The sequence below is a fragment of the Candidatus Albibeggiatoa sp. nov. BB20 genome (assembly GCA_016744725.1).
Classification (GTDB): Bacteria; Pseudomonadota; Gammaproteobacteria; order Beggiatoales; family Beggiatoaceae; genus Albibeggiatoa.
This window is the reverse complement of record JADGDW010000046.1, coordinates 1-26,785: the sequence shown is the minus strand read 5'-3', so window position 1 is coordinate 26,785 and position 26,785 is coordinate 1. Positions and strand designations below refer to the sequence as shown.

At 36.9% G+C, this 26,785-nt stretch carries 27 protein-coding genes; 10 read left to right on the top strand and 17 right to left on the bottom strand.

What is annotated here, in order from left to right:
* Window positions 1-510 precede the first annotated feature (510 nt).
* Complete coding sequence (locus ABXH34_RS07285; protein WP_353571208.1) at window positions 511-936, bottom strand: hypothetical protein; 426 nt, start codon at window positions 934-936, stop codon at window positions 511-513.
* A gap of 237 nt (window positions 937-1,173) precedes the next feature.
* Here ABXH34_RS07285 and ABXH34_RS07280 point away from each other — a divergent pair, with 237 nt between their 5' ends.
* The 3 genes from ABXH34_RS07280 (at window position 1,174) to ABXH34_RS07270 (ending at window position 4,832) form a co-directional block, all read left to right on the top strand.
* A complete protein-coding gene (locus ABXH34_RS07280) occupies window positions 1,174-2,997 on the top strand; it encodes a tetratricopeptide repeat protein (RefSeq protein WP_353571207.1) in 1,824 nt (607 codons plus the stop codon).
* A gap of 12 nt (window positions 2,998-3,009) precedes the next feature.
* Window positions 3,010-4,188, top strand: a complete 1,179-nt coding sequence (locus tag ABXH34_RS07275; protein ID WP_353571206.1) for an OmpA family protein — start codon at window positions 3,010-3,012, stop codon at window positions 4,186-4,188.
* Between the two features lie 152 nt (window positions 4,189-4,340).
* Window positions 4,341-4,832 (top strand): L,D-transpeptidase family protein, encoded by a 492-nt coding sequence (locus ABXH34_RS07270; protein ID WP_353571205.1) that lies wholly within the window; start codon window positions 4,341-4,343, stop codon window positions 4,830-4,832.
* Window positions 4,833-5,019: 187 nt separating this feature from the next.
* On the opposite strand, the gene ABXH34_RS07265 is transcribed toward ABXH34_RS07270, so the two are convergent.
* The 4 genes from ABXH34_RS07265 to ABXH34_RS07250 are packed head-to-tail and all read right to left on the bottom strand — an operon-like array spanning window position 5,020 to window position 7,176.
* Window positions 5,020-5,466: a hypothetical protein gene (locus ABXH34_RS07265; RefSeq protein ID WP_353571204.1), complete on the bottom strand. Its 447-nt coding sequence runs from the start codon at window positions 5,464-5,466 to the stop codon at window positions 5,020-5,022.
* A gap of 49 nt (window positions 5,467-5,515) precedes the next feature.
* The gene (locus ABXH34_RS07260; protein ID WP_353571203.1) at window positions 5,516-6,235 is read right to left on the bottom strand and encodes an arginyltransferase; all 720 of its coding nucleotides are present in this window, start codon (window positions 6,233-6,235) and stop codon (window positions 5,516-5,518) included.
* On the bottom strand, window positions 6,225-6,968 hold the full coding sequence (aat, locus tag ABXH34_RS07255) for a leucyl/phenylalanyl-tRNA--protein transferase (RefSeq protein WP_353571202.1): 744 nt from the start codon (window positions 6,966-6,968) through the stop codon (window positions 6,225-6,227). The genes ABXH34_RS07260 and aat overlap by 11 nt, the downstream gene beginning before the upstream one ends.
* 1 nt (window position 6,969) lies before the next feature.
* On the bottom strand, window positions 6,970-7,176 hold the full coding sequence (locus tag ABXH34_RS07250) for a hypothetical protein (RefSeq protein ID WP_353571201.1): 207 nt from the start codon (window positions 7,174-7,176) through the stop codon (window positions 6,970-6,972).
* Window positions 7,177-7,392: 216 nt separating this feature from the next.
* On the opposite strand from ABXH34_RS07250, the gene ABXH34_RS07245 reads away from it, so the two are divergent.
* Complete coding sequence (locus tag ABXH34_RS07245; protein WP_353571200.1) at window positions 7,393-8,304, top strand: phosphate/phosphite/phosphonate ABC transporter substrate-binding protein; 912 nt, start codon at window positions 7,393-7,395, stop codon at window positions 8,302-8,304.
* A gap of 73 nt (window positions 8,305-8,377) precedes the next feature.
* On the top strand, window positions 8,378-10,822 hold the full coding sequence (locus ABXH34_RS07240) for a hybrid sensor histidine kinase/response regulator (protein WP_353571199.1): 2,445 nt from the start codon (window positions 8,378-8,380) through the stop codon (window positions 10,820-10,822).
* Window positions 10,823-10,966: 144 nt separating this feature from the next.
* On the opposite strand, the gene ABXH34_RS07235 is transcribed toward ABXH34_RS07240, so the two are convergent.
* The 4 genes from ABXH34_RS07235 to ABXH34_RS07220 all read right to left on the bottom strand — a co-directional run bounded on the left by ABXH34_RS07235 (window position 10,967) and on the right by ABXH34_RS07220 (window position 14,084).
* Window positions 10,967-11,776 carry a DODA-type extradiol aromatic ring-opening family dioxygenase gene (locus ABXH34_RS07235; RefSeq protein ID WP_353571198.1) on the bottom strand — a complete coding sequence of 270 codons (810 nt, stop codon included), beginning with the start codon at window positions 11,774-11,776 and terminating at the stop codon, window positions 10,967-10,969.
* A 137-nt stretch (window positions 11,777-11,913) separates the two neighbouring features.
* Window positions 11,914-12,489 carry a YceI family protein gene (locus ABXH34_RS07230; RefSeq protein ID WP_353571197.1) on the bottom strand — a complete coding sequence of 192 codons (576 nt, stop codon included), beginning with the start codon at window positions 12,487-12,489 and terminating at the stop codon, window positions 11,914-11,916.
* A 17-nt stretch (window positions 12,490-12,506) separates the two neighbouring features.
* Entirely contained in the window at window positions 12,507-13,049 is a 543-nt protein-coding gene (locus ABXH34_RS07225) for a cytochrome b (protein WP_353571196.1), read from the bottom strand.
* A 144-nt stretch (window positions 13,050-13,193) separates the two neighbouring features.
* A complete protein-coding gene (locus ABXH34_RS07220; protein WP_353571195.1) occupies window positions 13,194-14,084 on the bottom strand; it encodes a LysR family transcriptional regulator in 891 nt (296 codons plus the stop codon).
* 88 nt (window positions 14,085-14,172) lie between these two features.
* On the opposite strand from ABXH34_RS07220, the gene ABXH34_RS07215 reads away from it, so the two are divergent.
* Window positions 14,173-15,834 carry a TolB-like translocation protein gene (locus ABXH34_RS07215; RefSeq protein ID WP_353571194.1) on the top strand — a complete coding sequence of 554 codons (1,662 nt, stop codon included), beginning with the start codon at window positions 14,173-14,175 and terminating at the stop codon, window positions 15,832-15,834.
* 133 nt (window positions 15,835-15,967) lie between these two features.
* Here the strand turns inward: ABXH34_RS07215 and ABXH34_RS07210 are convergent, their stop codons facing one another.
* Both ABXH34_RS07210 and ABXH34_RS07205 read right to left on the bottom strand, forming a co-directional pair.
* Window positions 15,968-16,693 (bottom strand): DsbC family protein, encoded by a 726-nt coding sequence (locus tag ABXH34_RS07210; protein ID WP_353571193.1) that lies wholly within the window; start codon window positions 16,691-16,693, stop codon window positions 15,968-15,970.
* A 9-nt stretch (window positions 16,694-16,702) separates the two neighbouring features.
* Window positions 16,703-17,185, bottom strand: a complete 483-nt coding sequence (locus ABXH34_RS07205) for a YajQ family cyclic di-GMP-binding protein (protein ID WP_353571209.1) — start codon at window positions 17,183-17,185, stop codon at window positions 16,703-16,705.
* Window positions 17,186-17,473: 288 nt separating this feature from the next.
* Here ABXH34_RS07205 and ABXH34_RS07200 point away from each other — a divergent pair, with 288 nt between their 5' ends.
* Window positions 17,474-18,265 carry a DUF928 domain-containing protein gene (locus ABXH34_RS07200; RefSeq protein WP_353571192.1) on the top strand — a complete coding sequence of 264 codons (792 nt, stop codon included), beginning with the start codon at window positions 17,474-17,476 and terminating at the stop codon, window positions 18,263-18,265.
* Window positions 18,266-18,448: 183 nt separating this feature from the next.
* Here the strand turns inward: ABXH34_RS07200 and ABXH34_RS07195 are convergent, their stop codons facing one another.
* The 3 genes from ABXH34_RS07195 to ABXH34_RS07185 form a co-directional block, all read right to left on the bottom strand.
* Entirely contained in the window at window positions 18,449-18,802 is a 354-nt protein-coding gene (locus ABXH34_RS07195; protein ID WP_353571191.1) for an IS630 transposase-related protein, read from the bottom strand.
* A 98-nt stretch (window positions 18,803-18,900) separates the two neighbouring features.
* Window positions 18,901-19,857 (bottom strand): MDR/zinc-dependent alcohol dehydrogenase-like family protein, encoded by a 957-nt coding sequence (locus tag ABXH34_RS07190; RefSeq protein WP_353571190.1) that lies wholly within the window; start codon window positions 19,855-19,857, stop codon window positions 18,901-18,903.
* On the bottom strand, window positions 19,857-21,068 hold the full coding sequence (locus ABXH34_RS07185) for an ABC transporter substrate-binding protein (RefSeq protein WP_353571189.1): 1,212 nt from the start codon (window positions 21,066-21,068) through the stop codon (window positions 19,857-19,859). Before ABXH34_RS07185 ends, ABXH34_RS07190 begins: the two co-directional genes overlap by 1 nt.
* Window positions 21,069-21,736: 668 nt before the next feature.
* Between ABXH34_RS07185 and ABXH34_RS07180 the strand changes: the two genes are divergently transcribed.
* The 3 genes from ABXH34_RS07180 (at window position 21,737) to ABXH34_RS07170 (ending at window position 23,598) form a co-directional block, all read left to right on the top strand.
* The gene (locus ABXH34_RS07180; protein ID WP_353571188.1) at window positions 21,737-22,465 is read left to right on the top strand and encodes a hypothetical protein; all 729 of its coding nucleotides are present in this window, start codon (window positions 21,737-21,739) and stop codon (window positions 22,463-22,465) included.
* Window positions 22,466-22,488: 23 nt separating this feature from the next.
* On the top strand, window positions 22,489-22,971 hold the full coding sequence (locus ABXH34_RS07175; protein WP_353571187.1) for a BLUF domain-containing protein: 483 nt from the start codon (window positions 22,489-22,491) through the stop codon (window positions 22,969-22,971).
* Window positions 22,972-23,109: 138 nt separating this feature from the next.
* Window positions 23,110-23,598 carry a BLUF domain-containing protein gene (locus tag ABXH34_RS07170; RefSeq protein ID WP_353571186.1) on the top strand — a complete coding sequence of 163 codons (489 nt, stop codon included), beginning with the start codon at window positions 23,110-23,112 and terminating at the stop codon, window positions 23,596-23,598.
* A gap of 392 nt (window positions 23,599-23,990) precedes the next feature.
* Here ABXH34_RS07170 and ABXH34_RS07165 read toward each other — a convergent pair whose 3' ends face one another.
* The 3 genes from ABXH34_RS07165 to ABXH34_RS07155 form a co-directional block, all read right to left on the bottom strand.
* Window positions 23,991-25,286, bottom strand: coding sequence for an FCSD flavin-binding domain-containing protein (locus ABXH34_RS07165; RefSeq protein WP_353571185.1), 1,296 nt, complete (start codon window positions 25,284-25,286; stop codon window positions 23,991-23,993).
* A 15-nt stretch (window positions 25,287-25,301) separates the two neighbouring features.
* A complete protein-coding gene (locus tag ABXH34_RS07160; protein WP_353571184.1) occupies window positions 25,302-25,925 on the bottom strand; it encodes a c-type cytochrome in 624 nt (207 codons plus the stop codon).
* Between the two features lie 210 nt (window positions 25,926-26,135).
* Window positions 26,136-26,555 carry an OsmC family protein gene (locus tag ABXH34_RS07155; protein WP_353571183.1) on the bottom strand — a complete coding sequence of 140 codons (420 nt, stop codon included), beginning with the start codon at window positions 26,553-26,555 and terminating at the stop codon, window positions 26,136-26,138.
* Between the last annotated feature and the right edge of the window lie 230 nt (window positions 26,556-26,785).

Below are 26,785 nucleotides of genomic sequence, written 5' to 3'. Positions count from 1 at the left end.
GTTTAATAGATATGTCACACAAAGGAGTATGGGAACAAGTATTTAAAGTGTTATCAGAAGCTGTAGACTTTGATAGATAAGTCAGTAGTAAGAGTACAGCAACATGGAGCGGCTGAGAAAACCCAGTAAGATAATCAGGCTCAAAGAAAGTCTATAGACGGTCTTAGCACTAAGGTTCATTCAGCTCTTAGGAAACTCTGTTAGCAAAAGATTATGACTCAGATAGCATTTTCAAATGATCTAACAAAATGGGATTATCGCTGTTATTCCACAAAAAAATAGAAAGAATATCAGATATTTTGATAAGGTACTGTATAAAGACCGTAGCCTTGTAAAATGTTTATTTCAAAAATTAAAAAACGATAGACACATTGATACCCATTATTATTCCTTTAACAACTGTTGTACGTGCTCTTTTAAATTCATTTTTGGGCTAGCGGGTTTTATCTCTAGTCTATCATTTTTACCCAGCATTTTTTCTATTGGCATAGTTGAGCTAAGTAGTTACCATCAATGAATCGCATTACTTGCATTGGGAACATAAAAAGATTTATCACTTGCTGCTGATAACATGGCGCCAGAAAAACGCGCAGTCATCATCTTATCGTCTTCCATAACTATACCCAATAGCCCCATATCAATATCGCTGAAAAACAAAATATTCACAGCATGACCACTCACAAAACAAGTACCATGTATAAAATCATATTGTTTAATTTCAGAAAGAAAAAGATCATTGACTTGAGCATCATCACCAAATAATTGTTGACCTACTTTTTCCACAACCTGCCCAATCAATGGATGTTCAATCAGTTCGCCTTTTTTTATCACTTCGCGATTGGCAGAAAAATGATTAAAAAAATAATTTAAAGGGTCTCGGAAATCTGTGGCTTTAATAAGTTGGTGTCTAAGTTCATTTAGTTTTTCAAAATCCACAGCCATAATGCTACTCATTCAAATGATGTCAATAAGAGTCAGCACTGTACCTAACTTGATAAGGTTTTTCTAGTCTTAATAGCACGATACATTGGTGCAAATAATCCTTAAGCTTAATTTGAAATAAAGCCAATCTGTTATGATAGAAATTGTGTGATTAAAAATTGAAAATCAACAACCGAAAATCAAAAGCCTAATGTTAAAATACAACAAATCATTGAATAAATTTTATCTCTTATGACAGAACGGCATTACCCTATTGTGGTGGTAAATCAACCGCGTCAAAATTATTTGTTTCCAATTTTGGCTTTAGTTGGTTTATTACTACTGCTTACAACTGTATGGTTTGGCTCAACTTGGTTTCATGCCCAACCTCAAGTTGCAGTGAAAGGCATTGCGTCTATTTATGTAGAAGGTGAGCCTATTCACTTCATGCTTACATGGTCTGAGGGCGATGTAATGAAAGCAGTCCATCTGGAGATTCCCGATGCTGAAATCCATAAAATTTGGAATACCAATGCTACTCGTGGAGAAAAAACAACCAGACTGTCTACGGTAGGCTGGCTGCCTATTCAATACACTTATACTGCCACCTTTATTACGAAAAACCATAAAAACCATATGGTCACAGGGATGTTTCAGCTAGATAAACGCGATATTGTACAGCCCAGTAGCCAAATTATTGGTATTGAAAATAACTATAATGTTGGTACTGAAATCACTTACACATTGCAAGCGGTAGATAATCGCGCCTTACAAAAAGCCATTTTTATGGTGCGGGGCACGCCTGTTGAACAAAGCTGGGATGTCAATGCGCAACAGATTGCTTATCAAGCGTCGTTTTCAACCAAAGGCTGGGAAGCCAATCGCCATTATGATTATACTTTTACGGTGATTGATGATGCGGGGAATCAATTTGATAACTCTGGCAAATTCTGGCTGATCGAAATTGATCATATATTACCAGAAGGGCAAGTATCTGGTATTGAAAACAAATATGTGATAGGCGACAAGGTTAATTACAGCTTTAATGTGACAGATAATGAAGAGCTAAAAGAAGTTATTTTTAAAGTGAAACCTGATAGGGTCAGCCAAATTTGGCATACCAATAGTGCCAACACTGAAAATCAGTCCAGCTTTTCAACTGAAAATTGGCAAGCAGGTGATTATGAATATCAATTGAAAATTCTGGATCATGTTGAAAACGAAAAAGTGATTACGGGAACATTCACTTTGGCAGAACCACAACCTTTAGAAATGCAAAATAAACCGTTTACAGGTCAACTACTGGGCATTAAACAAGCTTATCAAATAGGTGATACGATTAACTATAGTTTGGAAAACTATCATCGAGACGCAATTAAAACCTTGTTGTTTGAAGTGCAACCGAATATGAAAGAAACCATTTGGCATAGCGAAGAGCTAAAACCTGTTATTAGTAATTCATTTGCAACGACCAATTGGCAACATGGGGTTTATAGTTATTTTATTACTGCATTTGGGCATCAAGACGAAATTCTACAGCGTCAACAAGGCACGTTTACCTTAACCCAACCCGCACAACCATTTAAAATTAAAGTAGCGAGTTTATTAAAAAATTGTCAACAACATTTTGCGGCAAAACGGTATACTGTGGGCAAAAAAGGGACGGCTTTAGCCTGCTATCGCCGAGTTTTAAGGTTAGATGCAAATAATGCAGAAGCTAAAAAAGGCCTCAAAGCAATTGAGGTTAAATATCATGTATTTGTTGAAAGCGCGTTAAAACGTGAACGTTGGCAAAGTGCTAAATTATATTTATCTCGTTTGGCTGATGTAAATCCAAAATCAACTGAAATTAAGAAATTAAAGTCGCGTTTGAAAACGCTCAAAAACCAAGCTCGAAAACGAGCTAAACAGCAAGCAAAATCTCAACCTAAAAAGCAGGAAATCAGTAAACCAGCTCCTGTGCGAAAAGCCGCTTGCCCTCATTGTGATTGCGAGGAATTATTGACCAAGTTATCAATTGGCGTTGAGCCTCTGACAAGTCAAGAACAAACTTATCAGCGTGCACATTGCCAATAAGGAGTTTTAACGATGAGATTGATTAGAAATATATTTTACTCACTGATTTTGTTAATGACTGCTTGTGTCAGCCAACCTGAAAAAATGTCTGAACAGCCATTAGGCTTTAAAGATGCGGTAAAAAATTTAACTGCTAATTTATTGCAACAAGTTAAAAAACATCAAGGTTTGAGTGTAGGTAATAAACAAATTGCACTTGATCCGTTCATTGATGTGAGCAGTGGTGACGTGGTACAAACCAGCCTAGATATTGAATCTTTGATGGTCAAACATATTGCAAATAACTTCCCTAAATTTAATATCCAACGCTTATCGCCACTACAATTAGATAAGATTGAATATATTATGCTTGGAGTAATCGATTATGAACTTTATGGAAAGACAGCGAATCAAAAGCGTTATCGTATTCATGCAACGGTATTAGACCCCGATGTACAAAAAGTGATTGCCAGTGCTAAGGTTTGGTTGTTAGAGGATAGCTTGAATTACACGCCTGTCACTATTTATGAAGATAGTCCAATGTATTTAAAAGATAAATTATTAGACAGCTTGATTAATATTGCGAAAAGTCCTGTCGGTGCAGAAGTTGAGGCACGTTACAATAATGCATTAGAAGCCAGCGCCATCATTATTGAAGCTTCAACAGCCTACTCAGAGCGTGATTTTGGTAAAGCATTAGATTTATTCCAACAAGCATCCAATATAGCAGAAGGTCAAACTATGCGCACTTACGCAGGTTTGTATCAAACGTATCGTAAATTACAACATCCAAATAAAGCAGAAGCGGCCTTTGGTAAAATGTTTGAATTAGGTGTAGCGGAAAACAACTTAAGTACCAAATTTTTATTTCAAGTGAATAATGTTGAATTCGTAAAAAATCCGAATATTCGTAAACAATATGTGATGTGGTTACGTCAAATTGGTAAATTCTTTAATAGCTCCGAGCATTGTATTCAAATTCTAGGACATACTAGCCGTACAGGAGCAGAACAATATAACCGAGATTTATCGCTGTTACGAGCCCAAAAAGTTCAAAAGCTACTTGCGCCTTATTTGTCTAAAATTCAAACACGTGCGGCAGCAATTGGACGTGGCTATTTAGATAATATTGTCGGCTCAGGGACAGACGATGCACGAGATGCTGTAGACCGACGGGTTAATTTTAAAGTGGTGCAATGTACATTGTACTAAGTACTAATAATCTGGTTTAGAATTAAATTATCAATTGCATTGGATAGAATGTAATTGATAATATTCCAAAATACTTATCATACTAATATTATAAGCCATTAAAATCAAAGTATTACAATGAATAAAAACACTATAGGTAATTACCATTGATAATGATTCCAGACGCTCCATATATTGAAATTAATACCCAATCTCAACGTTTAACGGTTTGGGATCGGCAAGTCATTTTGCTTGAATGCTCTATTTCTACAGCTAAAAATGGAGTGGGTGAAGTACAAAATACGGATTGTACACCACGCGGTTGGCTGAAGATTAAAGCTAAGATTGGGGCAGATCATCCAGAAAATAGTGTATTTGTCGGCCGAAGAGCAACCGGAGAAATTTACACGCCTGCATTAAATGCCCAATACCCACAACGAGACTGGATTTTGACCCGTATTTTATGGCTTGGCGGGCTTGAACCACACAAAAATCGTTATGGCACGGTGGATACTTTACGACGTTTTATTTATATTCATGGTTGTCCAGATCATTGCCAAATGGGGTTAGCAGAGTCCCATGGTTGTATCCGAACGCGTAATACGGATGTGGTGCAATTGTTTGATATGGTAGATGTGGGTACAAAAGTGCATGTGATTGAGTAATAGAGTTGCCCCATAGTTCATCTATATAAAATAATAACTTACAAATATAGATTATTTAAATATAACCTAAGTCTTTGATTTTTTGTCTAAGCTATTTTTGTAACTTACTGATTTTATTACTTGAAATAAGTCTAATGGATTCGTTTAGTTTTTTCTAAAAATATTGATACAAGCCCGCCCCGAAAACTCATTTTTTACGCCGTACTTTATATTGACGCACATAAGTAACAATTTCGCTAAATGGCAATTTATCCAAACTTTCATACGCTTCAATCGCTGATTGAATTAATCCGTAAATATTATCTACTTCATATTGTTCAGAACGTTTTATTTTAAGTAATTCACGTAAACCTAAAATACTGCCACATTGAGTGCGCATTGCTTTAGCATGAGGAATTGGCTCATCTAAATCCACAATACCAAGTGCAAACCGTGTTTTTAAATACAATAATTCTAATAAATATTCACATAAAGCATGAGCTTGAGGACTGATACAAGCAGCAGCTTCACGTTCAGCAAGATTTAACTTTTGGAATTTTTCACAGGCGCAACGACTACTTAACATCGCTTTGCCAAAAGGACAGGGAAATTGATTAATTTCGTGAAAAGTGCTTTTGTATGCTTGTTCGTCCATATTAATTTAATGTTGGCTTAGTCTAATATCTAAAATAGAATGAACTTGCTTATATTGCAATGTTTGCTGGTTGTTTCTGCCAGTGATTGCCCACGTAATATTCTAAAGGCTGATAATCAGTTTTATAGGCCATTTTGCGACATTCCTCGATCCAATAGCCTAAATATACATAGTCTAAACCCAGTTTTTTAGCCAAATCAATTTCAAATAAAATTGCATACGCGCCTAAACTACGTTGGTTAAAATCAGGGTCAAAAAACGTATAAACTGCAGATAATCCATTTTCAAATACATCAACTACCGCAACTGCTAACAACTTATCTTGTAAATGAAATTCATAAAAAAAAGTTTTTGACCATGAGCTGGATAAAAACTCTAAATAATCAGTTGGGCTAGGATTATCCATGCCTGCACCTTGATGGCGTGAGGCTAAATAACGAGAATAGAGTTTAAAATGCTCATCTTTAAATGTAGTAGGCTGTACCGTTATTTTTAAATCTTGGTTTTTATTCCAAATCCGTTTTTGAACCCGACGTGGTTTAAACTCATTGACGGGCAAACGCACGGCAACACAGGCATGACAAGATTCACATTGTGGACGATACACATATTCTCCACTACGCCGAAAACCGTATGCCGCTAATTTTTTATATAACATTGTATCGATAGGAAGGTAAGGATCAACAAATACAGTGGTCGCCTCCTGATAGTCTAAATAACTACAATCATGGGGTGGCGTTGCATATAAACTGAGTTCCTTAACTCCCATAGCTCAAACCTCCTGTCTGTGCTTCCCAGCCTAAATCATCAAACACCCATTGATCGTTATAACCTTGTAATGGGCACAGATGATCCAATAATTTTGTATAATCTTCGCGTGCAATCTCGACTGCACCCAAACTATCTAAATGATTTGTGTAAACCTGACAATCTACCAATTCATAGCCCCAACGTTGTAATTGACGGGAAAAATAGACAAAAGCCACTTTTGATGCGTCGGCCATTAGCGCAAACATCGATTCACCATAGAATACTTTTCCTATCGCAACACCGTACAAACCACCAACTAACTCACCGTCATACCATATTTCAACAGAATGGGCGTATTGATGTTCATGTAAATTGCTATAAGCATTCAGCATCTCTTGTGTAATCCAAGTGCCTTGCTGACGACGACGAGGCCCTGCGCAATGTTGAATCACCTCAGTAAAGCATTGGTCAAAAGTGACTTCAAATGTTTGCTTACGTAGCGTTTTCTTTAAACTACGAGAAATATGCAAGTGCTCTGGAAACAATACCATTCTTTCACTAGGCGACCACCATAAAATCGGTTCTTCATCACTAAACCATGGAAAAATCCCTTTACGATACGCCACCAGCAATCGCTTCATTGACAAATCACCTCCAATGGCTAATAAACCATCAGGGTGTTCCAACGCATGTTCAACAGGTGGAAAATCATAAGGGTCTGAGTTAAAAGGAATCCAATAAGGTCTACGCATTTCACTGCTCACTTGGTTGTAGCCAACTATTCCATTGCTTATGGACAGCAACATCAACACCGTCGTCTCTTGCTTGCTGTAATAAATAGTCTTGCAAATCTTGTAACAGATCAGAACCAATAAGCTGTGTATGTTGAGGCATTTGTGTGTGTAACAAATGATAGATCAATTTGAGTTCCTCAACAGGATATTCTGTTAAGCTTTTCATAAGCTGAGTTTCCAAATTTGTTACCCAATGTAACATGTTTATTTGAGTGGCAAAACCCATCCATAAAGGGTCAAACCTTTTAGTTTAATATATGCATTTTATGACAAAGGTTAAGCAAAATTCAGATAACTGAGCTAATTTATAGGAATAAAATATTTTCAGTAGGTATATTATTGCTTATTAAGCTGCTGTCTTTTTATCGCCAAGGAGCACTGTATGTTGTTAAAAAAAATGCTATTTACTCCATTATTCTTATTACTCATTGGCATGAGTTCCATCAGTTTTATAGCATCTTCAGCAGAAGTTGAGATTGAATCAGACACAAGCAAGCTGCCAGAATGTCGGTTTGGTATACCACCTTGGCAGAAAACCCGTAAATTTAATCAAATCCGTAAAGATTACGCACCATTATTAAATTGGTTGACAGAACAAGTAGGTTGTCAATTTGTCTTGATTACTGCAAAAACCTATAAAGACCTAGAAAAGCAATTAGAACAAGGAGTCTTGCATGTTGCTGAAATAGGTGCAATTAGTTATGTCACTGTAGAACAAAAATTACCTGAAATCAGACCGATTGTGACGGCTTTACAATGGAGTAAGGATAATGTTGTACTTGCTGACTCTTATTATGGTCATATTTTGACTTTAAAAGACAACCAAGCAATAAATAGTCTTGCTGATTTGCAAGATAAATCTTTTGGCTTCGTACGCAAAGAATCTTCCAGTGGTTATCGTTATCCTAATGTTTTGCTCAAAGAGGCAGGCATTGATTATCAGCATTATTTTAGCCAAGTCTTCTTTTTGGGCTCACACCCCAATGTCACTGATGCTATTAAGGCAGGTAGTATTGCAGCAGGTGTAACCTGGGAATATAACTGGAGGGAATCAAAGAAAAAGCATGGCGATATATTTAAATCTATTGCGAGAACATCTCCGATTCCAAATGTACTGTTAGTTGCACATCCAAGTTTACCAGCAGAAATTTACACCAAAATGCAGCAAGTTTTACCTCATATTGATGCTAAATTACTGGAACATATTCCAGCTGATGGGTTTGTTGTACGTCCAACGGAATTTTATGATGCCGCACGTAAAGTGGCGGAGATGGAAGCAACAATTGAAGATTAATTTGTGCATAATCCTTGCCTATTTATTCACTCAATATCATTGATAAATTTAGAGAGTAAAAGAGGTGAGGGTTATGTCTCAAATGGGTAGCCTCAAAATAAAGTTACTAATTCCAACGATTGTAATTACGTTACTCATTGGTGTTGCAATCAGTTATATTTCGGTATTGCATTATAGAATTTTTGAGCAACAGCATGAGTACCATAATAATACTCATACTATAGAAATCAAAACTGCAACCAAAGAAATCATATTCAAGCTTGAGAAACTGGCTCAATTTCTGGCTCAAGATTGGCGTGTGATAAATGGATTATTAATAGGAGATAGAGATACATTACTGGATTTAATCATCCCTTTTTACGAAGCGATGGATTTTGGCATTATTAATATTTATAGCCCTAATGGGAATATTATTATTCAAACCAGTGACACAAGCGTGTTTGGGATTCCCGATGAATTATACTCAAAGGTCTTACTGCATAAAACCCTAGTTGACACTAAGCCCAGTATTGAGCTTTATAATAATAAACTTGTGCTTATTGTATGGCATCGCCTTCAGGCAGAAATTCATGGAGCAGCAGGTGTGGTTGCAGTTGGCTTTGATTTGAAAAAGCTCTATTTGCATAATTATATTCAAACCCATAATTTACGCATTTTGATTCATTCTAATGGTCATATTTTCGATTCCCAACACCATCAAAAATTAACAGATTCTGAAGCTCATTCATACAAAACGGAAATATCACACGAAGAATATCAGCGTGACTTAAACGAAAACCATGGCGACACTGATAGTGATGAACACTTGCATAAAATCGACCCGAAACATATTGAGCTACATAGAACCCTGATTAATTTAGATGACTTAGTGGAATCCTCCAAACAAGAGTTTATTATTGAGCTTTATGAACAACATGATACACGTATTGAAGCAGGATTTTGGCGCGAGCTGAGCTTTTTAGTATTTATCCTTTCCATTATTAGTATTGCTGTCATCATTTTTTCCTATTACCAAATATTTCATATCGTAGCCAGCTTGGATAAAGCTAAAAATATTGCTGAACAAGCCATGAATTCACTAGGCAAAGCCAAAGAACAAGCAGAATCAGCCAACCATGCAAAAAGTTCTTTTCTCGCTAATATGAGTCATGAATTACGAACCCCGCTCAATGGTATTTTAGGTTATGCTCAAATCTTGATGCGAGATAAAGAATTGAATAAACGCCAATTGGAAGGGATTAATATTATTCAACGCAGTGGGGATTATTTATTGACCCTAATTAATGATGTATTGGACTTATCAAAAATTGAAGCGGAACGTTTAGAGCTGATGGAAACAAAAGCCAATTTACCTGACTTATTACAAAGTGTAGGTGAACTGTTTAATATTCGGGCACAACAAAAAGGTATCGCATTTATTTATGAGCCTGTTTCTCAATTACCACAATGGATTGAGACTGATGAAAAACGTTTACGCCAAATTCTGATTAACTTAATTGGCAACTCAGTTAAGTTCACTGATAAGGGTTGTGTTAGCTTAGCGGTTGAAGCCAAAGAGTCCAAAATATCATTTCATATCAAAGATACAGGAATAGGTATCAAAGCTGAGGATATAGATAAAATATTCAATCCTTTTCAGCAGGTTGGAGAGCATTTAACAGCAAAAGCTGAAGGTACAGGCTTAGGATTGCCTATTACTCGTAAACTGGTTGATATGATGGGCGGGAAATTACAAGTTGAAAGCACGCTAGGTACAGGCAGTCATTTCTGGTTTGAATTAGAATTTAGCCAAGTTGAAACGCTTAATATTGAAGCAAAACAAGAACAAAAAATCATTATTGGTTATGAGGGACATAATCAAAAAATACTGGTCATTGACGATAAAGCAGAAGAACGTTTTATTTTATGTGAACTGCTAAAACCATTAGGATTTACTATTGCTGAAGCGGAAAATGGCGAACAAGCTATCAAGGTAAGTTTAGAAATCCAACCTGATTTGGTGTTAGTTGATTTGGTTATGCCTATCGTTGATGGGTTTGAATACACTAGAAAAATAAGAGAGTTACCCGAATTATTTGATGGCTTGGCCATTATTGCAGTATCTGCGAGTGTATTTGAAACTCATCAGCAAGAAAGTAAAAAAGCAGGCTGTAATGAATTCTTGCCTAAACCAGTCCACCAAGCAGAATTATTTACTATTTTGCAAGATTATTTAGATATTGAGTGGCTTTACGAAACAAAATATATTCATCCAAACAATGAAGACGTGCCATGCGAAAATGGTGCTGTTGCTTTAGATTGTATTCTATCGCATCAACAGATTGATGAATTAGAAGATTTAAGTTTACAAGGAGATGTATCGGGCATTTTAGATTTATTAGACGACTTAAGTCAAACTGATAAAAATTGTCCTTTTATACGTAAATTAAATCGCTTAGCGCAAAACTTTGACGTTGAAATTATTTACGATATGGTGCAAAAATACCGAGAGAATTATTTAGCTCAGGTTCTAGAATAAACAGGAAATAATAATAAAGTCGTTAACATCACATTTTATGGGTAGCTTTGTGAAAAGTAGTGCTAACTGAATATCAGAGGATTACTCGCAAAACAAGTTTTCTACTCCTTGAAATTTTAAATAAAAAGCATTATTTTTAATAATTTACCAAGCAAAAGCACAGGTTCTTTTACCTGAAACATTATCATCAAAAACCACTTGAGCCGCTCTATTATTGGATAAACCCATACACAGATGTAAGGGAATTAAATGCTCTGCTCTAGGATGACAAATATGTGCAAAAGGGGCATTTTCCCAATCAATCAGCTTTTGCGCTCGTTCTGTTTCAGATAAATCAGTATTAGTGCATACATTAACCAGCCAGTCATGAAATGCCTCATTTTGTTCATTAACAAGCTCTGGACTGTTAGCATCCAACATTGCTTGAATATTATGAAATGAAAAACCAGAACCGATTATTAATATATTTTCATGTTGTAATTTTGCCAAAGCTTGCCCTATTTCAATATGCTGTTTAGGGTCTAAACCTGCTACAAGTGATAACTGAATACAGGGAATATCAGCATCAGGATACATGATTTTTAAAGGAACAAACAAACCGTGATCGAATCCGCGTTGCGCATCTAATTTGGCTTCAATGTGATGGGTTTGTAATAATTGATATACTTTTGTTGCTAGCTCAGGCTGGCCTGTTGCTGGATAGGTAATATCGTATGCTTCAGGAGGAAATCCATAATAATCATAGACCAAATCAGGCTGTACACCGCTGGTAATGGTTGGCAAGCGGGCTTCCCAATGCGCACTAATCACTAAAATCGCTTCTGGCTTTTTCAACCCTGTGCTAATACCTTGTAAAAAATCAATCATCGCTTGATGAGGTTTTTTTCCCATTTTGAGTAAAGGCAAAGGCCCACCACCATGAGGAATATATAAGATACGTGCGTTGGGATTCATAACTGATTCTCACGATATGAGGTTATCGAAAATAATGGATGCTAAATTCATAGGCTTATTATGCAATAATACTGGAAATGATTAAAATTTGCTGCATTCTTCTCAAAATACAACAAACCTTAAAAAATACTAAAAACTTATTTTCGAATCCCTTCAACATACAGCTTCAAAGTCACCGCTTGCGATGCAGCACCTAAATCTTTATTAATATTAAAATCTTTCAAGGTCAACTTTGTTTCACCTGAAAAACCACGACGATAACCACCCCAAGGGTCATCACCAGCACCAATATTTGTCACAGTAATTTCAATCGGTTTTGTTACCCCTTTCAAGGTAAAATCCCCTTTTAAAACCCCGCCGTTTTCACTTGGCTCAAAACTTTTACTCACAAAAGACGATTTAGGATATTGAGATACATTTAAAAAATCTTTGCCTTTTAAATGTTTATCTCGCTCAGCATGATTGGAGTCTAAACTGGTTGTATCAATTTCAACCTGAATACTGGCTTTTTCAGGGGCTTTCTCATCATAAGAGAACTCACCCGAAAAATGATTGAAACGGCCGAGTAACATGCTGTAACCTAAATGCGGAATCTCAAAATTAATCGAAGCATGAGCACCTTCAGTATCAATTTCATAGGTAGCAGCAAAACTGTTTGCCATCACTGCTGTGGTTAAAAAGGTGGCTAAACCTAGTTGTTTAAATAATTGCATTGTCTTAATCCTTGAATTTACTTATGTAACATGCGTACTAAAGTTGAATCTTTATCAATAAAATGATGCTTCAATGCACCGATAAAATGTAAGCTGACAACAGTCATTAATGTCCAAGCCAACGCCCAATGTGCCCAGCCTGCAACATCCTCTTGCCGCTCGATAAATATGCCTATGGATGGAATTGAAATCAGTCCAAACACCTCAATTGCTCGACCATCAGCGGTTGAAATCAAATAACCTGTGATCCCAATCAAAAAAATGATGAGATATAAAGTGATATGAACACCATGTGCTAAATAACGTTCCCAAGTGTGATGGGTTGCCAATGGTTTGGGAGTTGGATTCATCGCTCGCCAAATTAAGCGCATGAACATCAAACTCATCGCAATTATCCCAATGCTTTTATGTAAATCTGGAGCGGTTTTGTACCAAGAATCGTAATAAGAGAGCTCTACCATCCACAACCCTAAACCAAATAAACTAATGATGATAAGCACGAGTAACCAGTGAAACGTTTTGCTGACCAATCCCCAGCTTTGTTGGGTGTTTTTCAACATTGTATATGTTCCGTATCAATCAACTTAAGATACAGAATAATCGATATGAATGAGACTGATTAGCCCTATTTTTTAGATTTGATTGTTTTATATATGGAACAATAGATAAGAAACAGGGTTAAATATCTGAACACTTCATAATGGTTAATATTGGAATGCAGTGACTTTGGATTTGAGAAAATCAATGAAACTACGCATTTTAGCAGTGACATGTCGATTGGAAGGATAAACAAAAGATAGACCCCAACTTTGTCCTACTTGCCAATCAGGCAATATACAGGTAAATTCAGATGCTTGTGGATTCCCTTGAAAAGTAGATTGTGGAAAGCTACCAATGGCACGTTGTTGTGCAACAAATTGTTGCATTACTAAATGACTGTTTACTTGAAACTGATATTGCACAGGCAATTCAACTTGTTGTTGTCCACTGATAAATAACAAACGGTTTTGATAATCAACATCACCTTGATATAACACAAATTTCTCATTTTTCAAATCACTAGGATGTTGCGGTAGGTGTTTAAAATAATCTTTATGTGCGTACAAATGAAAAGGGTCATTGATAAATCGTACAGCCACTAAACTTGAATCATCCAGTTTACCGCCACGAATCGCCAAATCAAAACCTTCTTGGATTAAATTGGTATAACGAGAACTCAATTCTAAATCAATACTGACATCAGGGTATTGTTCCATATATTCAAAAATTGCATTTAAATACATACCTGACTGCATTTCCACGGGCGCAGTAATCCGCAAACGGCCAGACGGTTTCAATTGCCCATCACGTAACACTCGTACAGCATCATCCAGTTGATTACTGATATTGGCGGTATTTTCATAATATTCTGCACCCAATTCGGTGAGTGTGATTTTTCGGGTTGTCCGCTGTAATAATCGTGCCCCTAAATAATCTTCTAATTCACTAATTTTGCGACTCACAGTCGATTTGGGCAGTGATAATTGTCGAGCTGCTTCAGTAAAACTTTGGCATTCTACGACCTTGTTAAAGATCACAACTGCATTTAAATCCATAACTGATACCTTTGGTTTTTCAAATCACCCAGCTCTAAACTAAAGCTGTTACAATAACTAAAAACAATTGCATTAAGTGTAGAAAACCATGAATAAAAAACGACTTTTCATTTTACTTCTAAGTTGTTTAACCAGCAGCACAGTGTGGGCTGATGGCATTACAACACGTGCGAGTGTAGCAAATGAGGGATTGCAAGCGAATGCAGATAGTTTTGCTAGTCGTCAAGCAATTTCACAAAATGGGCGTTATGTTGTCTTTCAATCTTTAGCCGATGATATTGATTTAAACGATCATAACAATGTATTTGACATCTTTGTACATGACCAATGGCAAAAACAAACTCAACGAATTAGCGTCAGTAGTTTGGGCGAAGGCAATGCCAATTCAACTCAAGCAGTGATCTCTGATGATGGGCGTATGGTTGCCTTTACCTCGTCTGCGTCGAATTTATCAGAAGGCGATATAAACGCGGTTTCAGATGTATTTTTATACGATCGCTTCACAGCAATTTTGACTAATCTGACTCAAATTGGTGACGCTGCAAGCTCTAATCCAATGTTATCCGCTGATGGACAGCGAGTTGTATTTGAATCGAAGGCCAGCAACTTAGTCGTAGGCGATGCCAATAGCGTTTCTGATATTTTTCTCTACGATGTTTCCAGCGCACAAATTTCACGTATCAGCACTGACAGTGTAGGCGTAGAAGCCAATAACGCATCATACAAACCTAGCATTTCGAATGATGGTGCTCGCATTGTATTCCAATCGCTGGCCAGCAATTTAGTATTAAACGACACCAATGAAAAAGCAGACATTATCTTTACCGATTTAAACACGGGCGAACGCAGAATCTTGAGCGTGGCTAACGATGGCACACTGGCTAATAATCATTCTTACGCGCCGATGATTTCAGGTTCAGGTTTGCATGTTGCGTTTGATACCGATGCAAATAATCTGTTTGCCAATGATACTAATGGTTTTTCAGACATTGTATTTTATGATTTAACAACGAATCAATTGGCTCGTATGAGTTTTGGGTTTGATGGTGAACCTAATTATAATGCGGTGTTACCTTCAATTTCAGACTCGGGTTTGTATATTAATTATGAATCGGCTGCCAGTAATTTGATTGAAGCGGATGATAATACGGTGGTTGATGTATTTCGGGTCAATCGTTCTAACGGTGAACGAAAAATACTCAGTATTAGCTCAGATGGTACAGCAAATAATTTCTCAACTTTTGAATTAGGCACAAGTATCGCCAGTGAGCAATGTTTCACGTCATTTTCCAGCCCTGCAACCAATTTAGTTGATGAAGATAACAATAAAAGCTTTGATGTGTTTTTACATACTGAAGTTATAGAAGCCGCCACATTTCAAACCGTTGATGAAGAAGGTGTCACCGTGGCTTTACTTAATGTCCCAAGCATCGCATTATCAACAGGTCAAGTGTATTCAGTACAGTTACGCTGGGGTGGTGATATTGAAGACTTATCATTTGAGTTAAATGGTGGTGAGGAATTAGCGGTAGGTAGCGCGAATAATGCATGTAGCTTTGTGGCACAAGATGCCAGTTTGGTTTACATTCCTGTAGTGAATGCCTTAGCTCCAACAGGGGAAGTGGTTGCGCGTTATGAAGTGACTTTGCAAATCAGCTTAACCGAAGAACAGGTATTTAAGTTTGTTTTGGTTCGAGCTGTTCAGCATCCTGTAGCAGTAAACCAAGAGCCTAAAGCTGCTATAGAATAAATGATTAAGCAAAAAAAAGGAGCCCAAAGTTTTATCAGTATTAGCTAAAGCTTTGAACTCCTCAATATTAAAGTGATTTAATATCTATTCCTAAAAATGAATCCATTCTCGAAAAATAGACTGTTTCTCAATCTTAACGGAATGAGTTTAATTCACCTTTCAAATAAGCAACTAATTTGCTTGCAGGTAAATAGCCCGGTAATAATTCACCATTAGGTAAAACCATTGCAGGCGTACCAGAAACACCGACTTGTTGACCTAAACGATATTGTTTAGAAATCGGATTTTTGCAGGTTTTAGCATCAATCGATTTATTTTCTTTAGCATCGCTCATTGCTTGTTGGCGGTCATCTGCACACCAAATTGATTGCATTGTGCTATAGGTTTTTGACTGCATACCCGCACGTGGGAATGCTAAATAACGTACTTTTACCCCATTTTTATTTAACTCAGGTACTTCACGGTGTAAACGGGCACAATAAGGGCAATCAACATCGGTGAATACATCAACTGTATATTTGGCTTCACCTTCAGGAGCAAAAACCACGGTTTCAGCATCAGGCACATCTCTTAAGCTTTTCACTCGTAATTCATTACGCTTACGGTCTGTGATATTTTCACGAGTCACCGTGTCACGAATATCACCCACAATTAAGTATTTACCGTCTTCACTGATATAAACCACTTCGGTGCCAATTGTTGCTTCATACAAGCCCGTAATAGGTGATTTAGTCGCTTCAATATTAATATTGGGAACACTGACTAAACTTCTTAACGTATCCTGCACGACTTTAGGCACTTCTTCTGCCCAACTTGTGCTAGAAAACGCTAACAATAAACTAAATAAGACAAAACGCATGTAAAGCTCCTAATCTCGAAAGTTAATAAATTGTAGTGGTAATCCTAGTTTTTGCTGTTTTAATATAGCAATAACTTGTTGCAAGTCATCGCGTTTTTTACCAGTAACGCGGACTTGTTCACCCTGAATGGATGCTTGTAGTTTTAATTTGGTGTCTTTTATCAATTTTACAATTTTTTTGGCGATATCTGTATCAACACCTTGCTTAACCGTAATGACTTGCTTAGCTGATTTATGTTGCAATTCTGGTTTACCTGCTTCCAGAGACAAAATATCAATACCACGTTTTGTCATTTTTTTATGCAAAATATCTTGGATTTGTTGCAGCTGGAAATCAGTTTCTGCAATTAAAGTAAGATTTTCTGCATTGTGTTCTATTTTGGCATCTGTGCCTTTAAAATCAAACCGTGTTGCTAATTCACGATTACTTTGGTCAACTGCATTCGCCACTTCGTGTGCATCGACCTCAGAAACAATATCAAGAGAAGGCATCATGTCTTCCTAAAAATAACTGGCATTAAAATATTTATTATCCCATAACTAAGCAATCAGTGTGAAATTAATTTTACCTATCGGTTTTTACAGCAAAGACTTTACTATTTTATAAAATAATGAAACAATGATATCACCTTAAATATTTGATTAACAAATAAATTAATTTTGTATATTTGGTTAATTAGTGATTGTTTATTGTTAATTATGCACTGAAAAGCTATACTCAATACCAATCATTTAACTCTATTTTCGAATTTGCTCTTTATCATGCAAAGGAGGCCTACTATGTATAAGACAGCTCTACTCGGTTTGTCTTTAGGTGTTGCTTTAATTAGCTTTTCCAACTCTCCCATTAGTTTGATTCAATCGGCACAAGCTGATTCCCCACTGATGTATACACCTAAGGTGGATGGTGCGCCTACGCGGCGTGTGGGTGGTGGGACTCGTGGTGGTTTACAAATGTTTACCCCAAAAGTGGACGGTGCTCCTTCACGTCGTGTGGGTGGTGGGACTCGTGGTTTAAGCGATAGTGCATCCATTCCTACATTGGCGGTGATTGCACCTGAGCACACAGGTTTAACCATCAGTCAACAACCTACGTTGTATTGGTATATTTCTAATAATGTAGATGTGCCATTCCGTTTTACTTTAACTTATGATGATTCTGAAATTGAAGCAGGTAAAGTTTCCTTAGAAGATAGTATTGATCCTGTCTTAGAAACGAAAATTGCTGACCCTGCATCAGGTATTCAAGGTATTGATTTATCAAAACATGATGTTAGTTTGAAACCTGATATTGTGTATCGTTGGGCAATTTCAATGGTTGCTGAAGGTATGCGCTCAAATGATATAGTGACAGAAGGTACTATTAAACTAATTAATAAACCTGATAACTTAGATACTGAATTGTCTAATGCTGATGAGAAACGTTTTGCCCATGTTTATGCTCAAGAAGGCATTTGGTATGATGCAATTGACTCGTTATCTGAAATGATTTCTAAATATCCAAATGAAAAACAATTTGCAGAAGATCGTGACAGTTTATTAAAACAAGTGGGTTTAGACTTCAGTAGTTAATATCAAAAATATGCTGCGAGCCTTTTGATAAGGTTTGCAGTTTGTTTAACAATGTAGCCGATGGAAGTAGTAGAAACAGAAATTTCTTGATCTTGCTTAATCTAAGCAAACTCTTTATTGATACGATGCTGTATCCCTCGTCAATATAAACGCTTTTAACTTCAATTGCTTTTGATAATAATGTCAGCCTTCTTCATTTCGCTCTGCATACCCTGAATTTTTTGTATACACGATTCCTAAAGCGGTTAAATTCCTATGGATTGTGCTGCTTGACACTCCAAATTTCTTACTCATTTCAGATAACAAATGCTCTGGATTCTTCTTGACATATTCCTTTAAGGCTTTTTGATTAACCTTTCTTGCCCATTCCTTCCGTGCCTTATTCTTTAATTCTCCAGTTTCAGCCTTTCTTCTTCTCCAGCGACTGATACTCATCGCAGTTACTTTAAATATACGCACCGCATCTTTTACCCGTCCCCCTTCTTCTACATAGGTTACTACTCGTTCTTTTAGGTCTTCACTATATCTCTTTTTCATCTATTATCACCTTGATTTTTTTAAAAATCCCATTAGTTTAATACTTTAAATGGGATTAATTATAGTTCAAAATACAGCCTTATTAATACTTGCGACTATTACGGTGTAAGCAATACTTTCATCACCCCTTTTTGTTGAGCTGCATCAAACGCATTTAGCCCTTGTTTTAAACAATATTGTGTGTCAATCAGCCTTTCAGGATGGAGTTTTTGCTGGGCTAATAGATTCAATACAGGTGTAAATGCTCCACAGCGTGAACCAATGATTTGAATTTCATTCACGACAATGTGAGAGAAGTTAACTTGAGTATCACCTTTGTAAGTACTTTTTAAAATAATTGTCCCTTGAGGGCGTACTGCATTCACTGCTGCTTGAAACCCAGAATCAGAGCCTGTGGCCTCAATAACTAAATCATAATATTGTGGCTCAATTTCAGTTTCTAAAATCCAATGAATCATTTGTTTTTTTAATAAATTTTGTTGCTTTGGATAACGCGCAACCACTTGCAAATCACAGCCAGTTAAGGTTAGCGTTTGCGCAATCACTTGACCTAAACGTCCAGCACCAATCACCAACACTTTATCAGTGGGTTTTACATGATATTGATTCTGAATTTCCAATGCGGCGGCGAGTGGCTCAACAAAAACCGCTTGTTCATTACTCACATTATCAGGCACACAAAGCAAGTTATCCAAAGGCAAATTTAAGAATTCAGCAAATGCACCATGATATTGTTTAATCCCTAATACATGGCGATTCTCACAATGCGTGGAGCGCAGCGCAACACACTGAGCACAATGACCACAAGCGATATTAATTTCTCCAACAACACGCCGCCCTATCCATTCTGGTTTAAGTGGTGCTTGCACAATTTCTCCGACAAATTCATGGCCTAATATGCCTGTAAATGGATAATAACCTTGGGTGAGCTGTAAGTCAGTTGCACAAATACCCGCTAATAAAACTCGAACTAAAGCTTCATTTGCTTGATAAATAGGTAAATCAGCATCTTCTCTGTAACGCAATTCACCATTTTCTAACCACAATGCTTGCATTAAATCTCAATAACCTCTTCACGTTCAAATGGATTTTCTAAATTAACACCGGGGGCATTTTTCCAACCATGACACACTTTCATCGCTTCAGAAACAAAGTGATAATCAACCAAATCATCAACCACATGTTCAGGTTCTAATTTATCGATAAAAGCCACATCAGGACTACCAAATAAAGTGTTAGGAAAGCTTTCTATCAGCAAGCGGGTGGCAGAAGGATAAGGCCAAGGTGCAAAGTCAATCCGTCCACTATCCCAATCAGAATGTTTAATGGCATCTGTGAGCTGGTAATCACTGCCATAAGCAGTCATGCCATGTTGTAATATTTTTAGATTAGCTGGAATGTAGGCATTGCCCTCAACAGATAAAATTCTAGCTGTTTCTAATTTATTTTGTTGAGCAAAAGCCTGTGCTTTGATGATGGCATTCATGATTTTCTGCGTCCATTCAGGCTTTTTCTGCGTGACACGCTCATCCATACACACCACACAACAAGGATGATTACGCCAAATATCCCCTGTAAAACGCAGCAACCTTGCTCCTGCAAGTAATTCACCTTTAGCATTAATCGGCTCAGCGACAATATAGGCATCAATATTTTGTGCCTTCAATGCCCACACCATCAGCGGTGGTGGTAATACACGTAAGTTGACTTCATCAGGTGCTAATTTTTCGTATCCTGCTTTCACAACAGGTTTCAAACCTACATGACGTAAGCTCATTTGTAATACGATATTGTGCATTGAATACCAGTATGGCACAGCAATTTGTTTACCTGCTAAATCTTCAAATCGTTCTGCGTTGATATGTTTGCCTGTGACAATCGCAGAGCCATTAATATGTGCCCATGACATGATTTTGATGGGAAAATTATGGTTATAGCGTAGCCATACAGGAATCGGTTTTAAAAGGTGTACGACATTGAATTTACCTGATAGGAAGCCTTGAATTAATTTCGCCCAACTTTTTACCATTATTGGTGGCGCGACGTTGAGACCTTCTTTTTCAAATAGGCCATTGGCATGTGCAATCAATAAGGCGGTTGCATCCGTGATGGGTAAATAACCAATACGCACTTCATCATTATCAGCTACGGTGTCAGCAAAACTTAATGGTGATTGACTTGCCAATAATCCACTACCTAAAAAATGGGCAGTCTGGCGCAAAAAAGCACGTCTTTGCGTTATTTTCAGTAAATCGTTAGGGTGCATCTCTATCATCCTATATAACTTTATTGATTTTTTTGAGTTTTGCTAAACTATACTGTATACCTATTTCTACATCCGTTTTAAATGCGATTTTTAAAATTAATTATAGCTTGTGCTCTTAGCCATTGCATTCTATATTTTTTAGAATTTTTTAGAGTCGCTAGCTCAAACTGTTTTTACCTAATTTAATGAAACTCTGCTGTAATGGCTGGCTGATTGGTTTGCTTCTAACTGCGTCCCAAGCTATCAGATGTTCAACAGCGTCTATAGTGAATTTTTGTTGGTTGTTAATGTAAGGTTATTGGTATAAAATATATTTTTCATAAATTTTCAATACCTTATATAAAACCAACTCTGTTTTATTCAGGGCATGATATTCTCATCATTTTGCAGATAACTGATTCTGTTTAAGCTATTATTTTCCAGCTCATTCTGCCATCCTATTATCCTTGTATTTCTCTAAAGCTTATATATTTTACTCTTTTTAATCCATTTAAACCTGTAATATAATGCTCTCATCAAAAGATTACTTTAAATATGCTTTGTACGACCCTATTTTAGAATTTTAATATTGTTACCAAAAAACCTTATAAAACGATTATCCAATTTTGTTTTTTCAAAAACTTGAATGATACCTCTAAACCAAAAGTTGTTAATCTAAGGGGGTTAACATGGCTGTTTTAAAATGTCACCAGTGTGGATATACAAAAGGTCTGGCTGACCAATACGTTGGTAAAGCAGTTAAATGCCCAGAATGTGGACATGCAACAAAGATTTATGATACTGCACTACTACTGACACTTTATTCTAAAAAAGTCTTGGAAATACAATCTGAATTAAAAGAAGTCAAGCAAATTGTAGCTGAATATCAAACATATACTGCTCAACCTCCTGCACCTGCACCTGCACCTGCACCTATTTCTGTACATGACCCAGAAGAGCACTCTCAAGTTCTGAACAAACTATTCAGAGAAAACCGCATTGCCATGACTGAATTTCATGATGCAACAAAATTGCGTAATAGCATGATGTCGCGCATAGAACAGGCAAGTAGCCATCTAATGCGTTTTAGTATTGTTGGGTTTTTAATTATTTTGATATTGCTTGGTTTTTTCATGATTCAAGTCTCTGATAAAACAGATAATCTATCGACTCAGCTCGCAACGATTGGTGGTGGAATTCAAGCCTCAACTCAAGAGTTACAAAGTATCAAAAATGTAGCGTCGTCATTGAAGGCGAACAACAATAGTGGCCAGCAGCAGGCTACCCAACAAGTTACAGAGTCTATCCAATCTGTAGAAACTGAAATGGAAAAACTCAATAAAGAAGTTAGCCGTTTAAATAAAAAGTTGAAAAAACTCTCAGATAAATATAACTCCTTATATTATCCTTATCGTTAAATCCAGAAGCGGGGAGGCTTTGAATGGATATTTATATTTCACGCTTATTTTATGCCAGTACTGCAACTAAAAAATGTACGCCTGAAGAACTTCATAAGATCATAAATGCAGGTCGTCAACACAACTCGCTTTTAGATGTCACAGGAACATTGTGCTATGAAAACAACTACTTTTTAGGTTGTCTTGAAGGTTCGCGGGAACATATTAACTCCATCTTTAACAAAATCGCAGATGATGAAAGACATGCTGAAGTTCACTTGTTAGAGCTCAGGGAAATCAGTCATCGTTATTTTGAGCAGTATCTCACCACATTTAATCCTCAGGATATTGTTGAATATGTCGCCGATCAAAATGGCATAAAGGAATTTAACCCCTATTTACTAGATGGCGATCACTTAGAAGAGGCATTTAATAATGTGACAGAAACACCAGAAGTATTGAGTAAATCAGCACCACCAAAACCCAAAAAAAGTTTATTCAATCTGTTCAATGTATTTAAACATTAATCTAAATCAGTATTTAAACTTCCTTGAGCATAGAAATGAATTTTGCTTTAGTAAAATCATTTCATGGTTAAAACAAGAATAATCATTGTTGTGTCATGCTCAAATGGATATAGTAACTTCTCTGAAAAGGACAGAAGTATGATTAGTAGCCATATTTATCGTTTTTGCTATGCCAGCACCGCGACAGAAAAGTGTACTTCTCTACAAGTAGGCGGTATTTTACAATCAGCGTGTAAAAGAAATGTAGAATTGAATCTTACAGGCGCGTTATTTTTTGGTAATGGGTATTTTTTACAATTTTTAGAAGGTGAACGTGGAAATATCAATGCTTTATACCACAAATTATTGCATGATGACCGTCACAGTGATTTACGGGTGTTGGAATCTAAACACGTCAGTGATCGTTATTTTGAAGAATGGTCAATGAAGTATATACATTTTCCTTATGTTATTGAAAAAATTTTACGCGAGACGGGGCTTGAAGAATTTAATCCTTATGTATTAGATAGTTATGCAATCAATGCAATGGCTGAAGCCTTTCGCAACCACTATGATGCTCAAGAATCTGCTCCACGAAAGGAACATAAAAAATCGGGATTTTTTGACTTTTTTGCGGTTAAGAGCTAAATGGAAAATATTTTAGATATGGTTTAATCTGAATTGACTATGTCAAGATATTCTCAGCCAAGTGGATAAAGATGAACTATTGCCAGAGAAAGGCAAACCCAAACAAACCAAAGGGCGAAACTCAACCGACTCAAGGGTTTTGCCTGTAAGCCTCTATCCTGTTCCGTAACAACCAAGCCGAGTAGGATTTATGCCCAAACAAGATTAAGCAAAAAATCAGTGGCTGTTTTCGTACTATAAATTTAGAAATTGCTTAGTAAAATCAACCATAAAACCAGCTTAGAATTAATCCAAGCAGAATGAGAACAATGTAAAGGCGTTTAGATCAAAGCTAAAAAAAGCTCTGCCTTATTAAAGAAACAGAGCCTTTTTAGCTAAATTACTAAAGGTGTTTAGTTAAAGCTGTCTTGTACAATATTATCATACCAACTGTATGCAAACTGCACTTCACGTTTTCTGTGCTCTGCTGTTGCATCTTTAGGTGTTAAACCACCAGCACCTTTAACAGGTGTAATAACATCACCATTTAAACGATAAACCGCAGCAACGGAAATACCATAGTCTTCACCAATGATACTATAACAAGTATTCACGTAAGAAGGCTCAACCATTTCTTTGCCAGTTAAAGCCGCAATCACTGCCGTTGCAACCACTTTACCCTGTGAATTTGCAGCATAACCTGATTTAGGCATCTTAGTCGCAATACAAGCATCACCGATAACATGAACATTAGGAATCAATGTTGATTCAAAGGTTTTCTTGTTAATAGGACACCAGCCAGAATCATCAGCTAAACCTGCGTCTAACGCGATTTTGCCTGCTTTTTGTGGGGGAATAATATTAATCACATCAGCTGTGTGCTCATCTTCCATATCACCTGCAACGATTGTCATGCTACTTACGTCTGCAGAGATGACTTTACCGCCTTCAGCCGCAGGTACCCATTCAATCATGCTCTTATCAGTACCAAAACCGTATAAATCAGTCCAACCTTGCGTAAACAAACCTTGTTTAGAGAATTTATCTTTTGCATCTAAAACTAATACTTTAGACTTAGGTTTGTGCTGTTTTAAATAATGTGCAATTTGGCTAGCACGTTCATAAGGCCCAGGAGGGCAGCGGAAAGGATTAGGTGGTGCAGAAATAATTACTGTACCGCCATCTTTCATCGCTTCTAATTGGCTACGAAGGATTTTAGTTTGCTCACCCGCTTTCCACGCATGAGTAATGGTTTGAGCAGCTTCTTCGCTATAGCCTTCGATTTTGCCATAATCTAAAGAAACACCTGGAGACACGATTAAACGGTCATAGCTAAAAGTATCACCTGTATCTACAGTGACTTTTTTCGCATCGCCATCAATTGCTGTCGCTTTCGCTTTAACAACCTTGATGCCGTGTTTTTTCAGGCCATCATAGCCCACTTTAATTGATTCAAGGGTTCTATCACCACTTAAGACTTCATTGCTGAGGTAACAAGTATAGTAATAATCATTGGTTTCAATCAAAGTAACTTCAATTGAAGGATCAGCCATACGTAAATACTTAGCAGCAGTCGCACCACCAGTACCACCACCAATCACAACGACTTTTTTAGCCCCTGCGCTGCTCGCAATGTGAGGAAAACCAACTACACTTGCTGCTGTAGCACCTGCAGTGACTTGAAGAAAATGCCGACGATTTAAAGCCATTATTATGTCTCCCCCTTATTGTTGGCTAATGTAGTATTCAATGATTTGCTCAATGTTTGCATCAGCATCTTTTTTGAGCAATTTCTTCATGGCTTTTTTCATTTTTTTCGGCATACCGCGATGCTTTTCTTGGAAATCAGCCAACTCATATTGCAAGTATGTTTTCCATTGACCCGCTATAATACTGCTGCCATCTTCATCTACTGACCCGCCTTCTTCGTGGCATTTTTCACACTTAAATTTATCGTGTAATTTTTGACCTGCTTTAGCCAGTTCTGCATTGGCTTCTTGTTTTGCAGGTACAAATTTTTGTTCACAGAAAAAACCTGCCATCGCATTGATTTCTTCTTCTGTGTAACCTTTAGCAATTCTTCCCATTACAGTAGAAGGACGATCGCCGCTTTTATAAGCGTTCATTGCTTCAGTAATAGTATCTACTGATAAGCCACCGATAATGGGTGTAGCAGGGCCAACACTTGCGCCATTGGTACCATGACAACCAGCACAGGTATTACCTAACATTGTGCCACGTGCTTTGTCATAATCATCAGGGCATTCATTCTCATCTGCCCATACAGGACTGCTTAATGCAAATCCGCTAACAAGAAGTAAAGCATATTTTAGGGTTTTATTCCGCATATAATCCCTCCTTAAAGTGAGTAATAGTGGTGCGGTTTCAAGTAGGAAAGCCTCAACAAAACTTCATTATTTTTATTAATTCGCTGATAAACTCTACTTCTAGCCCATTTATAACACTTATGTTGTTATCACAAAGGCTAGTTCAAAACATGGTAACGTTTCTATGAAGTGACAGCAAGTTTTCAATTAAAGAATTTTATTAACCTAAGTTTAATTTTCTGCGATGATTTCAAAATCGTGGGTAATCTCAGCCGCTTTTTCCAGCATGGCTGAGGCCGAACAATATTTTTCTGCAGATAAACTAATTGCACGTTCAACCGCACTTTCTTTAAGATTCTGACCTTTAATGATAAAATGGAGATGAATTTTGGTAAAGATTTTGGGGATTTCTGTAGCACGTTCAGCTTCGATTTCAATTTGACAATCAGTGATATTTTGACGCTGCTTTTTTAAGATACTGAGCACATCCATTGAGGTACAACCACCAAGCCCCATTAGCAACATTTCCATTGGACGGACACCGAGATTTTTGCCACCAATTTCGGGCGCACCATCAATAATAACGCCATGTCCACTGTCTGATTCAGCCAATAAACAAACGTCCTCAATCCATTTAATCCGTGTTTTCATTATTATTTCCCAAAAATAAAAATTATGGGCGTATATTAATCTTTTATAGATTTTAGGTCAAAGTATGAATTTATTGCGCTAAGCTGTAAAATACATAGCATTCATATTGCATTGTTGCAGTGCAAAAAAACAATTTTAGCCCAAAGCTTGTGCAATTTTATCAGTTTATTTTCATAGGTGTTTTACAAGTAAATCAACTTTAACTTATTAAATAATAATGACATATAAGC

Excerpts from the sequence above, each read along its gene's own strand:
- ABXH34_RS07280 (WP_353571207.1), top strand. The coding sequence starts at position 1,174 with ATGACAGAACGGCATTACCCTATTGTGGTGGTAAATCAACCGCGTCAA.
- ABXH34_RS07275 (WP_353571206.1), top strand. The coding sequence starts at position 3,010 with ATGAGATTGATTAGAAATATATTTTACTCACTGATTTTGTTAATGACT.
- ABXH34_RS07270 (WP_353571205.1), top strand. The coding sequence starts at position 4,341 with ATGATTCCAGACGCTCCATATATTGAAATTAATACCCAATCTCAACGT.
- ABXH34_RS07265 (WP_353571204.1), bottom strand. The coding sequence starts at position 5,466 with ATGGACGAACAAGCATACAAAAGCACTTTTCACGAAATTAATCAATTT.
- ABXH34_RS07260 (WP_353571203.1), bottom strand. The coding sequence starts at position 6,235 with ATGGGAGTTAAGGAACTCAGTTTATATGCAACGCCACCCCATGATTGT.
- aat (WP_353571202.1), bottom strand. The coding sequence starts at position 6,968 with ATGCGTAGACCTTATTGGATTCCTTTTAACTCAGACCCTTATGATTTT.
- ABXH34_RS07250 (WP_353571201.1), bottom strand. The coding sequence starts at position 7,176 with ATGAAAAGCTTAACAGAATATCCTGTTGAGGAACTCAAATTGATCTAT.
- ABXH34_RS07245 (WP_353571200.1), top strand. The coding sequence starts at position 7,393 with ATGTTGTTAAAAAAAATGCTATTTACTCCATTATTCTTATTACTCATT.
- ABXH34_RS07240 (WP_353571199.1), top strand. The coding sequence starts at position 8,378 with ATGTCTCAAATGGGTAGCCTCAAAATAAAGTTACTAATTCCAACGATT.
- ABXH34_RS07235 (WP_353571198.1), bottom strand. The coding sequence starts at position 11,776 with ATGAATCCCAACGCACGTATCTTATATATTCCTCATGGTGGTGGGCCT.
- ABXH34_RS07230 (WP_353571197.1), bottom strand. The coding sequence starts at position 12,489 with ATGCAATTATTTAAACAACTAGGTTTAGCCACCTTTTTAACCACAGCA.
- ABXH34_RS07225 (WP_353571196.1), bottom strand. The coding sequence starts at position 13,049 with ATGTTGAAAAACACCCAACAAAGCTGGGGATTGGTCAGCAAAACGTTT.
- ABXH34_RS07220 (WP_353571195.1), bottom strand. The coding sequence starts at position 14,084 with ATGGATTTAAATGCAGTTGTGATCTTTAACAAGGTCGTAGAATGCCAA.
- ABXH34_RS07215 (WP_353571194.1), top strand. The coding sequence starts at position 14,173 with ATGAATAAAAAACGACTTTTCATTTTACTTCTAAGTTGTTTAACCAGC.
- ABXH34_RS07210 (WP_353571193.1), bottom strand. The coding sequence starts at position 16,693 with ATGCGTTTTGTCTTATTTAGTTTATTGTTAGCGTTTTCTAGCACAAGT.
- ABXH34_RS07205 (WP_353571209.1), bottom strand. The coding sequence starts at position 17,185 with ATGCCTTCTCTTGATATTGTTTCTGAGGTCGATGCACACGAAGTGGCG.
- ABXH34_RS07200 (WP_353571192.1), top strand. The coding sequence starts at position 17,474 with ATGTATAAGACAGCTCTACTCGGTTTGTCTTTAGGTGTTGCTTTAATT.
- ABXH34_RS07195 (WP_353571191.1), bottom strand. The coding sequence starts at position 18,802 with ATGAAAAAGAGATATAGTGAAGACCTAAAAGAACGAGTAGTAACCTAT.
- ABXH34_RS07190 (WP_353571190.1), bottom strand. The coding sequence starts at position 19,857 with ATGCAAGCATTGTGGTTAGAAAATGGTGAATTGCGTTACAGAGAAGAT.
- ABXH34_RS07185 (WP_353571189.1), bottom strand. The coding sequence starts at position 21,068 with ATGCACCCTAACGATTTACTGAAAATAACGCAAAGACGTGCTTTTTTG.
- ABXH34_RS07180 (WP_353571188.1), top strand. The coding sequence starts at position 21,737 with ATGGCTGTTTTAAAATGTCACCAGTGTGGATATACAAAAGGTCTGGCT.
- ABXH34_RS07175 (WP_353571187.1), top strand. The coding sequence starts at position 22,489 with ATGGATATTTATATTTCACGCTTATTTTATGCCAGTACTGCAACTAAA.
- ABXH34_RS07170 (WP_353571186.1), top strand. The coding sequence starts at position 23,110 with ATGATTAGTAGCCATATTTATCGTTTTTGCTATGCCAGCACCGCGACA.
- ABXH34_RS07165 (WP_353571185.1), bottom strand. The coding sequence starts at position 25,286 with ATGGCTTTAAATCGTCGGCATTTTCTTCAAGTCACTGCAGGTGCTACA.
- ABXH34_RS07160 (WP_353571184.1), bottom strand. The coding sequence starts at position 25,925 with ATGCGGAATAAAACCCTAAAATATGCTTTACTTCTTGTTAGCGGATTT.
- ABXH34_RS07155 (WP_353571183.1), bottom strand. The coding sequence starts at position 26,555 with ATGAAAACACGGATTAAATGGATTGAGGACGTTTGTTTATTGGCTGAA.